Genomic DNA, 12,892 nt, shown 5'->3' with positions numbered 1-12,892 from the left:
AGCATAAACGGGGGATCCCATATTCCCCTTTCGCTGGCCGTGTGCCTTTTGATTGTCTTGTGCGCTGCGGGAGCGCCCTGTTAATTGGCGGGGATGATGGTTGCCCTTGATGCCGACGCGCGCAGCAATGCCCGCCACCGTAGCTTGGACCTGCCCGTGGCGACGGTGCTGGGTCTTCTCGCCTTGGCGGTGGTCCTGGCCCCCCTGTTCTTCGTGCTGGTGCCGCCGCTGACGGACTACGCCAACCACTTGGCCCGCATGGACATCATCGCGCACCTGGGGCAGGAGCCCCTGCTGCAGCGCTTCTACGCCATCGACTGGCAGGTCATTCCCAATCTGGCCATGGACCTGGTGACGCCCCCCATGGTCAAGGTCGTGGGCGTGTTCATCGCCGGCAAGCTATTCATCGCCGCCATCATCGTCAGCATCGTCACCGGCACCTGGGCCCTGCACCGGGCCCTGCACCGGGCGGAGCATGGCCCTGGCGGCGCCAACGCGCTGCTGGCCATGGCCTTCATGTACAACGGCATCTTCCTGCTGGGCTTCACCAACTTCCTGTTCGGCATCGGCCTAGCGCTGTGGGGCACGGCCATCCGGCTGTCGCTGCGCCACCGGTCGCACCTGCAACGCCTGGCGGCCTCCACCGCCACGGTGCTGGTGCTGTTCGTTTGCCATCTGTTCGCCGTCGGCCTCTATGGCATGGCCATCTTCTGCCTGGAGGCGCCGGGCCTGCTGCGCCGGCCGTGGCGTCAGGCGTTGCGCCACCTGGGCCTGATGGGCCTGCCCTTCCTGGTGGTTCTGCCCCTGCTGGCGGCCAGCCCGACGATGGGCCTGGCCGACCAGGTGGTATGGAGCTGGGTGGGCAAGGGCGAGGGCCTGCGCTTCCTGGTCACCACCTTCCATGAGAATTGGGAGGTGCCGCTGGGCCTGGCGGGCCTGGGCGTGGTCGCCGTCCTGCTGGCCACCCGGCGCATGCACCTGCACGCCGCAGGCTGGATGCTGCTGGCCACCGGCGCCGTGACCTACATCGCCATGCCCACCATCCTGTTCGGCTCGGCCTACGCCGACGAGCGGCTGCCGGTGGCTCTGCTGTTCCTAGGCCTGGGCTTCGTGCGGTTCGACTTCCGCAGCCGCCTGGGCCGCATGACCGCCCTGGCCGCCATCCTGGCCATCATCGTGGCCCGCAGCGTGGTCATGATCGGCGACTGGCTGCCCCTGAGCCAGGTCTACAAGGATATGCGCGCGTCCATGGCGGCGGTGGAGCCCGGGTCCACCATCCTGGTGGCGGAGGCGACGGTGCCCACGGGCGACGTCAACTTCAACGCCGCCTTCAGCCATGCGCCCTGCCTGGCGATTATCGACCGCCAAAGCCTGGTCAGCACCGCCTTCAGCGTGGCCGGCAAGCAGATCCTAACCGTGAAGCCCGCCTATACCGAGCGCGTGGACCGTGAGGACGGCGACCCGCCCAGCACGGGCGAGATGGTGAAGGCCGTGACCAATCCCCTGCCCCCCGGCACCTATTTCTGGCAGGACTGGCAGCGGGACTATGACTACGTCATCGTCCTGAACACCGAGGCTGGACATCGGGAGTTGACGGGCCTGGCCGACCTGGTTCATGAGGGCAAGGGGTTCCAGCTTTATCGCGTATTGCACGACGCGATGCCGGCCCCCGCCCCCTGACGAGACCGCCCGGGAACGGGGCGGCGGCGCGGGGCGCCCGCCACCAACCGCACCGGACATCCGATGGATCCCTGGACCTGGGCCTTGCTGATCGGCGCCGCCTTCGTGGCCGGCGTCCTGAACGCCGTCGCCGGCGGCGGCAGTTTCCTGGGCTTCCCCGCCCTGGTGTTTGCCGGCCTGCCGCCGGTGACGGCAAACGCCACCAACACCGTGGCCCTTTTTCCCGGATCGTTCGCCAGCGTCTACGCCTACCGGCGGGAGTTCCAGCCCATCCAGGGCGTGGGCATGTTGCCCATGGTGGCTGTCAGCCTGGTGGGCAGTGTCGCCGGCGCCCTGCTGCTGCTGTGGACGCCCGAGAGCGTGTTCGTGGCCCTGGTGCCCTGGCTGCTGCTGATGGCCACCTTGGTCTTCGCCTTCGGCCGCCGCCTGGCCGGCCTGCTGCAGGACAGCGTGCGCCTGACGCCCACGGCCCTGCTGTGCTGCCAGTTCGTCATCGCCATTTATGGCGGCTATTACGGCGGCGGCGTCGGCATCCTGTCCATGGCGGCCATGACCCTGTTCGGCCTGCGCGACATGCACGCGATGAACGCGTGGAAGACCCTGCTGAGCGGCAGCCTGAACGCCATCGCCACGGTGACCTTCGCCCTCAGCGGCCGCGTGGTCTGGGCCCCGGCCCTGATCATGATGGTCTCCGCCATCGCTGGCGGCTATCTGGGCGCCGCCGTGGCCCGGCGGCTACCCGGCGAATACGTCCGCCGTTTCGTCATCGTCACGGGCGTGGCCATGACGCTGTATTTCTTCGGGAAGGCGTACCTTTAAGGGCCCATCACGCCTTGTAAGGCGGATCGCTCTTGCGGGGGGATCAGTGCCCGGCCTGGCCGTCGGCCAGTTGGGCGGGGACGACGGGCGTGGCCTGGGCCTCGTCCACCGCCGCATCGGGTGCCGCGCTCAGCACCACCAGGGTCAGGAAGGCGGACACCACCACCAGTACCGCCAAGTCAAGGCCCCGGTCGTTCAGACGACGCATCAGGCTGGTGACAAGGCTGGTCATGGGCGGGTCCCCGGCGATGCCGGAGAAAGTACCGGCAGTGCTGATACGGGCGGCTTGCCGCAACCCTGCGCTTTAAAAACCACGCGCCGCTGAAAAAAGACGGCCGCGCCGCCGTGGGGTGCCCAGACTGAATCCCCAAGGCCAGCGCGGCCGCCTGCCGGGGGGCTCTGGGAGAACCACCCCCTTCCCTTGGGCCCGGGACCACACCCCCATCATGGCACCCTCCGCAATCGCGGGGGCGCCTGCCACCCTGTCAGTGGCCGGATAGAAGCGTGTGGTGTCGTCCCGATGCCATAGGCGCGATCCCAATCCCTGCTTCTTTTCGCCAAAGGCAGGCGCCACGCTACAACCCCTGGTCGATTGATTAGATAATCATCGATTGAGACAACGCTGTCAAGCCTTGCGCAGCAGGCTGCAAACGGCACCGTGCCGCCGCCGCAGGACAGGTTTTGTCAGGTCAGGGAAAGGGTGCCGACCGTCTCCAGCGCCGCCGCCTTGTCCTCCAGCCCATCCTCGCGCAGGTCGACGGGAATGGCCTTGGACGTCTTGGCGCCCATATCCTTCAGCTGTTCCACCTGGCGCACCAGGTTGCCGGTGCCGGTGCTGAGCTTGGTCATGGCGCCGCTGTAGCTTTTCTGCACGCGGTCCAGCTGGGTGCCCAGGCTGCGCATGTCCTCCAGGAAGCCGACGAACTTGTCGTACAGCTTGCCGGCCCGGTCGGCGATGGCCTCGGCGTTGCGGTTGCGGCGTTCCACCTGCCAGACGTTGGCCACGGTGCGCAGCGCCACCATCAAGGTCGTGGGGGTGGCGATGGCCACGTTCATGTCCGCGGCGTAGGCCGTCAGCGCCGGGTCCTCCTGCACCGCCACCGCCAGGGCGCCCTCGATGGGCACGAACATCAGGACATAGTCCAGGCCGCTGCCCACGGCGCCGGTATAGTCCTTGGAGCCCAGGGTCTTGATGTGGGTGCGCAGGGAAACGACGTGGCGCGCCAGCGCCGCCATGCGCGCCACCTCATCCTCCGCGTTCACATGCGCCTCGAACGCGGTCAGCGACACCTTGGCGTCGATCACCACCCGCTGACCGCCCGGCAGGTTCACCACCACATCGGGGCGCAGGCGGCTGCCATCGGCGTCCGTGCGGCTTTCCTGCGTCACATACTCCTCACCCTCGCGCAGGCCGGAGCGTTCCAGGATGGTGGACAGGATCATTTCGCCCCAGGCTCCCTGGGTCTGGGCCTTGCCCTTCAGCGCCTGGGTCAGGTTGTGCGTCTCGCTGGTCATGCGGGCGCTGGTGTCGGTCAGCTGGCGGATCTGCTGCGCCAGCGCCGCGCGGTCCTTGGCGCTTTCCGTATGGGCCAGTTGCAGGCCCTGCTGGAACTCCACCATGCGGTCGCGCAAGGGCGCCAGCAGGCCGTCCAGCTGGGTGCGGTTTTGCTTGGCGAAGGTCTCGCCGTGCCGGGTCATGACCTCGTCGGCCAGGACCTTGAACTCCTTGGCCATGGTCTCGCGCGCCTGGATCAGCAGGGCCATCTTCTCTTCCGCCTGCCGCAGCTCGCGCGCCAGCGCCTCCTTGGACGCCGCCAGCGCCTGGCTGAGGCGGGCGCCCTCTTCCCGCACCGTGGCCAGGTCACGCTCCAGCAGGGGCACGCGCGAGGCCCGTTCGCCCTCCACCGCCAGGCGGCGGTCGGCCTCGGCCTTGGCCGCGCGCAGGTCGGCCAGATCGGCCTCCAGCATCGCCAGCCGCTCGGCCTGCGCCGCGCGGGCGCCCGCCCCCGCCACCCGGGCGGCGACCAAGGCCACGACCAGCGCCGCGACGAAACCAAGGGCCAATGAGGCGAGATCGAGGGACATGGGACGGCGTCCTGCTCAAGAAGATGGGGTGTGGGTTTGATACACCCACAGTCCCTAGAGCGAAAGCCCCCAAAAGGAACAAAACAAGGACAAAAGAAAAAGGGCGGACAGTCCCTCTGCCCGCCCCTGGTCACTCAGGCTTCGGCGGTTGCCTATTGCGCCGGGTAGGGGCTCTTGCCGCCCTCGGCGATGAAGCGGTCGATGCGGGCCTCCAGCACCGGCAGCGGCACGCCACCCAGCTTCAGCACCGTGTCGTGGAAGTTGCGCAGGTCGAACTTCGGACCCAACGCCTTCTCCGCCTTGGCGCGGGCCTTCAGGATGGCCATCTCACCCAGGTAGTAGGACAAGGCCTGACCAGGCCACGCGATATAGCGGTCGACCTCGGTCTCGATCTCGTGATCGGCCAGGGCGGTATTGTCGTGCAGGTACTGTTGCGCCTGCTCGCGCGTCCAGCCCTTGGCATGGATGCCGGTGTCGACCACGAGACGGGCGGCGCGCCACATCTGGTAGCTCAGCATGCCGAAGCGCTCATAGGGCGTCTCGTACATGCCCATCTCCTCGCCCAGCTTCTCGCAGTAGAGCGCCCAGCCTTCGCCGAAGGCGGAGATGTAAACCTTCTGTCGGAACTCCGGCTGGTCCTTCTGTTCCGCGGCGATGGGCATTTGGAAGGCGTGGCCGGGGGCCGATTCATGCAGCGTCAGGGCCGGCAGAGCGTACAGGCCGCGCGACGGCAGGTCGTAAGTGTTGACCAGGTACACGCCCGGTCCCCCCCGGCCGGAGGTGTAGAAGGGTGCGATGTCCGCCGGCACCGGGATGATGGCGAAGCGCGAGCGCGGCAGGTAGCCGAAGTACTGGTCTGCCTTGCCGTCGAACTTCTTGGCGATCCAGGCCGCCCGCATCAGCAACTCTTCCGGGGTCTTGGCGTAGAATTGGGGGTCGGTGCGCAGGAACTTCAGGAAGGCGGGGAAATCACCCTGGAAGTTGGCCTGCTTCATCACGTCCAGCATCTGGGCGTGGATCTTCGCCACCTCTTCCAGGCCGATCGTGTGGATCTGGTCCGCCGTCAGGTCGACGGTGGCGAACTCCTTGATCTTGGACTGGTAGTAGGCCTTGCCGTCGGGCAGGGATTCCGCCGCCAGGTCCGTGCGGGCGCCGGGGATGTATTCCTCGCGCATGAACTTCAGCAGGGTCTGGTGGGCCGGCACCACCGACTTGGTGATGGCGGCCACGGCGGCGGCGCGCAGTTCCGCCTGGGTCGCGGCCGGGATGGTGTCCGGCATCTTCTTGAACGGCGTGTAGTAGACGTTGTCTTCCGGCGTCTTGGCCTCGACCACGTTCACGATGCCGCTGTCGCGGCCGGTCAGCGTCACCTTGGGCGGGGTGAAGCCCCGCTTCAGGCCGGCGCGCATGTTCACGATCTGCTCACCGAAATAGCGCGGCATATCGTTCAACTGGCCAATGAAGGCCTTGTATTCCGCGACCGTGTGGAAGGGCTTGCGCGCGCCGCCGGCCATGTTGGACCAGAACGAGCTGTCGGCGTTCAGCGGCTTCTCATAATCCTTGAACTTCTGGCTGTTCAGCAGGACCGTCACCTGGTCGCGGTAGATGCTGAAATCCACCTGCGCCTCGGGCGACAGGTCGGTTTGGGGGATGGCCGCCAGTTCCTTCAGGACGCCTTCCCAGACCTTCTGCCGCTTTTCCTGGGTGGCGGCGTCCACCTTGGGCAGGTGGCCGGCAACGGTGTCCGTGCTGTCCTCGTCATCCTCGCCCTTGAATTCCTCCTGACGCCACTTCCATTCCTTGGTGTAGATCGCCTTGAATTGGGCGTCGGCCTTGCCGGCCGTGGCGGTCGCGGCATGGGCCATACCGACGACGGGGGTCGCGGTGATTTGGCCCAAGGTCAGGACACCGGTGAACAGGGCGGTGCCGACCAGCAGGCGGGCGGCCAGACGTTCTAAAGGCAGGCGATTCATCAAATGGGCGCTCCCTGAGAGGCTGAAGCTGCAACGACGCGGCAGCCGAAGACGGGCCCCGCGGAATAGCCGGTCTCCGGCTCGAAACGGACAACGACGCTGGACTTGCCCGCCGTCAGGTTGGCGGGGATGGGGTATTCCACGTCAAAGAACTCACCCGGCCGCTCCGCGTCCAGCTTTTGCGTGGCGATGCGGGTGCCGTCGACCAGGATGTGGAACAGGCGCTTGCGCTCATCACCCCAATATGTCGCCTGCAGCACCATGGCGCCGCCGCGAACCTTGGCCTTGAACTCAAAGAAGCCGCCGGTGCGGGCGTCGCGCCCGTTCCGGCCGCGGTAGGTCACGGGGTAGGAGATTTTGGCCTCCAGCCCATGGTCGCGTTCCGGCTGCATCTCACCCAGGTGCATGACGTCGACGGAACGCGCCTGGATGTCGCGCTGGCGGGCCGCCTCCTGCGCCAGGGCCGCCTCTGCCGTCTTCCACTGCGCCTCGGTGTAGCGCTTGAAGTAAACGGCCGTGCGCCGGGTGTACTGCTGGTAGAAGGGCTTGAACTCCATGTCGCCCGGCCGGCCGATACCGGTGGTGCGCCACACCAGGGCGTCAGGCGCCGCCCGCTGGAAGCCGTCCAGGACGGAGGCTGAGACCAGCGCCGGCGCCGGGCCCTGGAAGGCGTCGGAGACGGGCGTGGGCTGGGGCGAGCCGGTGGGCGCCTCGCTCTTGGGCGCGACGCCCAGGTCGGCGGCCAGCACCAGGGGACCGTGCAGGAAGGCCACGGTGTCGGCATCGTCGTTGGTGGATTCCAGGCGCAGGGCCATGGGTAGGCGCAGGGCGACGGCGTCGCCGGCCTTCCATTCCCGCCGCACGACGGCGTAGCCGTTCTGCAATTGCAGGTCCTGCGGCTTGCCGTTCACCGCCAGGGTGGCGCCGGTGCACCAGGCCGGGATGCGGAAGCTGACCGCGAAGGTGGCGGGACGCTTCAACGCCTTCAGCGTCAGCAGCACCGTCTCAGCTTCCGGATAGCGGGTGTCGAGGTCGATCACCGCCCCCCGCTCCGCCCAGGTGAGGGTGGAGGGAATGTAGAGGTTGACGGCCAAATCCTCCGCACCGCGCCTCCAGTAGACGCTCTCGCCATGCTTGGCGTGGCTTTCCATGCCGGTGCCCACACAGCACCAGAAATCTTCCGTGGGGGTGGAGAACTCGCGCGCCGAGCCGGACATCAGCGGCGTCATGTAGGTGAACATGCCGGTGGCCGGATTCTGCTGCGCCAGCACATGGTTCAGGTGCGCGCGCTCATAGAAATCGAAGTAGTGCGCGTCGGCCTGGCGGGCATACAGCAGGCGGGTCAGCTTCAGCATGTTGTAGCTGTTGCAGCCCTCGCAGGTCTGTTCGGTGATGTGGCGGGAGATGCTGCGCGGTTCCTGGAAATACTCCCGGTCCGCGTTGCCGCCGATGACGTAGGAATGGTTGGTGGTGACCGTCTGCCAGAAGAAGGCGGAGGCCTTGGCGTGGCGCTCCGACCCCGTCAGCTCCGCCAGGCGGGCCAGCCCGATCAGCTTGGGGATCTGCGTGTTGGCGTGGATGTTGGCCAGCTCATCCCGGCCTTCCGACAGGGGCACCAGCACCTTGGCATGGTAGAGACGCTCGGCCAGCAGCAGCCAGCGCCGGTCGCCCGTGCGGGCGTACAGCTCGGCGAAGCTCTCGTTGATGCCGCCATGCTCGCAGTCCAGCACCTTCTGGACCTGCTCGTCATTCAGGTGGCTGAACACCTCATCGATGTAGCCACCCAGCTTGACGCCCACATCCAGGGCCTGGGTGTTGCCGCACAGGGTCTGGGCGTCGAACAGGCCGGTGTAAAGCTTGTGCCAGTTGTACAGCGGCACCCAGCAGCCGTTGAGGTCGAAGCCAGCGGAGCGGATCTCCCCGCGCCGCAGCTCATCGAACACGACCTTGCCGTCCTCGACGATGTCGCCGCGCTTGCGGGTGAAGCCGGCGACATAACCGTCGCCCTGGGCCTTCTGGCAGTCCGCCAGCTCGGCCACGATGTAGTCCACCCGCTGCTTGCATTCGGCATCGCCGGTTTGGGCGTGCATCAGGGACAGGGCGCTCAAATAATGGCCCAAGGTGTGGCCGGCGATGGTGTCGCCTTCCCAGCCACCATAGGCGGCGCCCTTGGGCTGCAGGCCGGCGCCGCTGCGGAAATTATGCAGCAGGCGGTCGGCCTCCAGGCTGTGCAGATAGGCCAGGTTGGCATCCACCGCCGCCTTGAAGGGCGATGGCTTCAGGCGCACGGCCGACAGGGGGAAGGGTTCGGCGGTGCCGGTGTTGAGCGCCGGCACCAAGGGGGCGGCCACCGCCGGCACGGCCATCAGGGCCGCGGCCGAGGCCGCACCGCGCAGGATTGTGCGCCGGGACACCGTTTGCCCGGAGGGGGCGCTGAAGGTTGCCATGGGGCTGTCTCCCAGATCGCGCGCCATACCTTAAGCCCCCGTGTTCTTGATTGTTATGTCTTGGGTCCGTACGCAAACGCGCCGAATCGCTGGCGAGGACGCCAGCGGAGCAAAGGGACCCAACTGCCAAGCTATTTTGGGATACTGTATACGATACTGCATCATAGAGAACTACGCCTCCGGTCTTAGGACGGAAGTAGGCCCCGCCAAAGGGACGGCCTTCAGGAAAAGCGGTCCAGGGCCATGGCCGGATCGGGCAGCGCCCGGCCGGCGACGATGTCGGCCATGCGCCGCGCGCTCACGGCCGCAAGGGTCAGGCCCAGATGCTGGTGGCCGCAGGCGGCATAGAGGCCGGGATGGCGGCGGCTGGCGTCCAGCATGGGCAGGTAGTCGGGCAGGCTGGGGCGGCAGCCGGTCCATTCCGAACTTTCCGCCCCCGGTGCCATCAGGCCGACCTCGCGCAGATGGTGGCGCAGCAGCGCCGGGCGGCGGGGATCGGGCGCATCATCCGGCCCGCTGAAATCGGTGAAGCTGGTGGCGCGCAGGCCCATGGCCATGGGCGTCACGATGACGGTGCGGTTCTCGAACACCACCGGACGGTCCAAGATGGGCGTGTTGGGGCCCGAGTCGCCCGGCACCACCACATGGTATCCGCGCTCCGCGATCATGGGCACGCGATAGCCCAGCGGTTCCAGCAGCGATCCGGAGTCCACGCCCAGCGCCACCAGCACGGCATCGGCGCCGATGACACCACCGGCATGGCGCAGGCGCCAGCCGACATTATTATTCCCCCCTTGGCCCCCTTGGCCGCTTTCCAGCCCCTGGATGTCAGCCTTCTCGATACGCCCGCCGCGCGCGACGAAGGCGGCGGCCAAATCCTGGGTCAGGCCGAAGGGGTCGTTGACATGGCCGGTGCCGGTATAGGTCATGCCCCCTGTGACACGCTGCCGCAGGGCAAGGGGCAGGTCGGGCCAATCGCCCGGGCTGGGACCCCAGGGGGTGACGGGCACGCCCAGGCCCCGGGCGGCGGCGACGGACGCGGCGATGGCGGCCTCGGGCGCCGTGCTTTCCCAGACGCTGTGATGGCCGCGCGTCTGGAAGCGGCCCTCGGCCCCCGTTCCCACCAGCAGGGTGCGCCAGTCCTGGATGACGGTTTCGATCAGGCCGGACAAAACGGCCGTGCCGTGGGCGTGGGCCCGGGGCAGGCAGGCGCCCAGGAAATCCCTGGCCCAGCCGCGCGCCAGGATGGGCAGGGCTCCCTTTCGGATGCCCAAGGGCCCCCCAGACTTCAGCAACAGGCCCGGCACGCGCCGCAAGGTGGCGAAAGAGGCCAGGGGCAACAACTGTTCCGTGGCGATGTGGCCAGCGTTACCGTAGGAACATCCACGCCCTGGCTCATCCCGGTCGATCAGGATGACCTCATGCCCATCACGTACCAGGGCCAGCGCCGTGGCGGTGCCCACCACGCCGGCGCCCACCACCGCGATGGTGCCGGATCCTCGCCGGAACGGCATGGGTGGGTTGCTGGCATCGGCGACAGGCATGTGCAGAGTCCCTTGATTGGATACAATATCCCATTATACTATCCGTCACGGCGCTTCCCGACAAGCGCGTATGGCGGAAACGTGAAAGGTTTTAAGAGATGTCCCTGCCCAACTGGCGCGGTGTGTTCCCCGCGGTGACCACGCAGTTCAACGAAGACCTCAGCATCAACCTGGCGGAAACCCAGCGGGTGATCGACGGCCTGATCCGCGACGGCGTGCACGGCCTGATCATCATGGGCACCGTGGGCGAAAACAACTCTCTGGAACCGGAAGAGAAGCGCCAGGTGCTGGCTGCCGCCAAGGAAGTGACCGCCGGCCGCGTGCCCGTGATCACCGGCGTGTCGGAACTGACGACGCCGCGCGCCGTCGCCTACGCCAAGGACGCGGAGAAGATCGGTGCCGACGGCCTGATGCTGCTGCCGGCGATGGTGTACGTGCCCACCGAGGAAGAGCTGTTCCGCCACTTCGCCGCCGTCGCCGGCGCCTCGGCCCTGCCCATCATGCTGTACAACAACCCGCCGGCCTATCGCGTGGACATCAGCGTGCCGCTGCTGCAGCGCCTGGCGGAGATCCCGACCATCGTGGCGCTGAAGGAATCGGCCCCCGACACCCGTCGTTTCACCGATCTGGCCAATGCCATCGATGAGACGAAGATGATGCTGATGGCAGGATTGGACGACGTGGCCCTGGAAGGCCTGCTGCTGGGTGCCCGGGGCTGGATCTCCGGCCTGACCAACGCCTTCCCCAAGGAGTCGGTGGCGCTGTACGACGCCGTCGTCGCCGGCGACCTGGCCAAGGCCCGCGCCATCTACCGCTGGTTCCTGCCGCTGCTGCACCTGGACGCCCGCCACGACCTGGTGCAGAGCATCAAGTTGGCCGAGCAGGTCATGGGCCGCGGTTCCGAGCGCGTGCGCCCGCCGCGCTATATCCTGGAAGGCAAGACCCGCGCCGACGTGATCGCCATGGTCGAGAAGGCGGCGGCGACCCGTCCTGTTCTGTAAGCAGTTCCCTCAAACGCCGGCGGGGCTTGTTCGTTTTCCTCAAGCGCCGGCGCCAGCATCCGCTGGCTTGGCTTCCTCGCTGCGCCCTGCGGTGCTCGCTCCGGCGCCCGCCGTCGCGGGCTAACGAAGTTGGAACTGGGGAACCAGTTCCAACTTCGTCGGTATCCCCAGTAGTCCTCTGCCTTAAGGCCTGATGCCATGACCACCGCCCCCAGCGTTCCGACCGGCGATCCCGTTCTGCCCACGGGCCGCCAGACCTTCGCCTGCATCGACGGGCACACCTGCGGCAACCCGGTGCGCCTGGTCATGGGCGGCCACCCGCCCCTGGTGGGCGCCACCATGAGCGAGAAGCGCCAGGACTTCCTGTCGCGCTTCGATTGGATCCGTACGGCGCTGTGCTTCGAGCCGCGTGGCCACGACATGATGTCGGGCGGCTTCGTCTACCCGCCCTGCAGCCCGGAGGCCGACGCCTCCATCCTGTTCATCGAGACCTCGGGCTGCCTGCCCATGTGCGGCCACGGCACCATCGGCATGGTGACCTTCGCGCTGGAACACGGCCTGATCCGCCCGCGCACGCCAGGCAAGCTGGTGCTGGACGTGCCCGCCGGCCAGATCGGCGTCGAGTATGAGAGGACGGCCGGCAAGGTGACCTGGGTGCGGCTGTTCAACATCGACAGCTTCCTCCACAGCCGAGGCATCACCATCGAAGTGCCCGAGCTGGGCCCCCTCACCCTGGACATCAGCTACGGCGGCAACTTCTACGGCATCATCGAGCCGCAAGGGGCCTACACCGGCATCGATGACCTGGGCAGCCAGAAGATCATCCATTTCAGCGGCCTGGTGCGGCAGCTGGTGCGGGAGAAGATCACCCCCGTCCATCCGCTGGACAGCACCATCCGGGGCCTGAGCCATGTGATGTGGGTGGACAAGCCCAAGCACAAGGACGCCCACGGCCGCAACGCCGTCTTCTACGGCGACCGCGCCATCGACCGGTCCCCTTGCGGCACGGGCACCTCGGCCCGCATGGCCCATCTGGCGGCGCAGGGCAAGCTCAGCGTCGGCCAGAGCTTCGTGCACGAGAGCATCATCGGCAGCCTGTTCGAAGGCCGCGTGGAAAGCGCCGGCACGCTGGGCGATTACGCCAGCATCCGCCCGTCCATCAAGGGCTGGGCGGTGCAGACCGGGCTCAACACCATTTACGTCGACCCCACCCAGGATCCGTTCTGGCGTGGCTTCCAGGTCTAAGAGGTCAGACCTGGGTTTCCTCCCAAGGCACATCCTCAAGGGCCGGTCCTCGCGGATCGGCCCTTCTTTTATGCGCTTCAATTTTACGCCCCACCCCA

The 12,892-nt window shown here is 67.3% G+C and carries 9 protein-coding genes; 4 read left to right on the top strand and 5 right to left on the bottom strand.

Annotated features, from left to right (window positions below; translation table 11 throughout):
- The first annotated feature begins 93 nt into the window (after positions 1 to 93).
- Together FBZ87_RS15365 and FBZ87_RS15360 are read left to right on the top strand one after the other, a co-directional pair.
- Positions 94 to 1,680: a hypothetical protein gene (locus tag FBZ87_RS15365; RefSeq protein WP_145611197.1), complete on the top strand. Its 1,587-nt coding sequence runs from the start codon at positions 94 to 96 to the stop codon at positions 1,678 to 1,680.
- A 63-nt stretch (positions 1,681 to 1,743) separates the two neighbouring features.
- Positions 1,744 to 2,499, top strand: a complete 756-nt coding sequence (locus tag FBZ87_RS15360; RefSeq protein WP_145611196.1) for a sulfite exporter TauE/SafE family protein — start codon at positions 1,744 to 1,746, stop codon at positions 2,497 to 2,499.
- 43 nt (positions 2,500 to 2,542) lie between these two features.
- On the opposite strand, the gene FBZ87_RS15355 is transcribed toward FBZ87_RS15360, so the two are convergent.
- The 5 genes from FBZ87_RS15355 to FBZ87_RS15335 all read right to left on the bottom strand — a co-directional run bounded on the left by FBZ87_RS15355 (position 2,543) and on the right by FBZ87_RS15335 (position 10,548).
- Positions 2,543 to 2,731 carry a hypothetical protein gene (locus FBZ87_RS15355; RefSeq protein WP_145611195.1) on the bottom strand — a complete coding sequence of 63 codons (189 nt, stop codon included), beginning with the start codon at positions 2,729 to 2,731 and terminating at the stop codon, positions 2,543 to 2,545.
- A gap of 452 nt (positions 2,732 to 3,183) precedes the next feature.
- Positions 3,184 to 4,584 carry a DNA recombination protein RmuC gene (locus FBZ87_RS15350; protein WP_145611194.1) on the bottom strand — a complete coding sequence of 467 codons (1,401 nt, stop codon included), beginning with the start codon at positions 4,582 to 4,584 and terminating at the stop codon, positions 3,184 to 3,186.
- Positions 4,585 to 4,736: 152 nt separating this feature from the next.
- Complete coding sequence (locus FBZ87_RS15345) at positions 4,737 to 6,557, bottom strand: DUF885 domain-containing protein (RefSeq protein ID WP_246134420.1); 1,821 nt, start codon at positions 6,555 to 6,557, stop codon at positions 4,737 to 4,739.
- A complete protein-coding gene (locus tag FBZ87_RS15340; protein ID WP_246134419.1) occupies positions 6,557 to 9,004 on the bottom strand; it encodes a glycoside hydrolase family 127 protein in 2,448 nt (815 codons plus the stop codon). Before FBZ87_RS15340 ends, FBZ87_RS15345 begins: the two co-directional genes overlap by 1 nt.
- A gap of 221 nt (positions 9,005 to 9,225) precedes the next feature.
- The gene (locus FBZ87_RS15335; protein ID WP_145611193.1) at positions 9,226 to 10,548 is read right to left on the bottom strand and encodes an NAD(P)/FAD-dependent oxidoreductase; all 1,323 of its coding nucleotides are present in this window, start codon (positions 10,546 to 10,548) and stop codon (positions 9,226 to 9,228) included.
- 98 nt (positions 10,549 to 10,646) lie between these two features.
- Between FBZ87_RS15335 and FBZ87_RS15330 the strand changes: the two genes are divergently transcribed.
- Together FBZ87_RS15330 and FBZ87_RS15325 are read left to right on the top strand one after the other, a co-directional pair.
- The gene (locus tag FBZ87_RS15330) at positions 10,647 to 11,549 is read left to right on the top strand and encodes a dihydrodipicolinate synthase family protein (protein WP_145611192.1); all 903 of its coding nucleotides are present in this window, start codon (positions 10,647 to 10,649) and stop codon (positions 11,547 to 11,549) included.
- A gap of 198 nt (positions 11,550 to 11,747) precedes the next feature.
- The gene (locus tag FBZ87_RS15325; protein WP_145611191.1) at positions 11,748 to 12,794 is read left to right on the top strand and encodes a 4-hydroxyproline epimerase; all 1,047 of its coding nucleotides are present in this window, start codon (positions 11,748 to 11,750) and stop codon (positions 12,792 to 12,794) included.
- The last annotated feature ends 98 nt before the right edge of the window (positions 12,795 to 12,892 follow it).

This window comes from Nitrospirillum amazonense (assembly GCF_007828035.1).
In the GTDB taxonomy this organism is placed as follows: Bacteria; Pseudomonadota; Alphaproteobacteria; order Azospirillales; family Azospirillaceae; genus Nitrospirillum; species Nitrospirillum amazonense.
The sequence above is the reverse complement of the archived record's forward strand: the minus strand, read 5'-3'. Positions and strand labels throughout refer to the sequence as shown.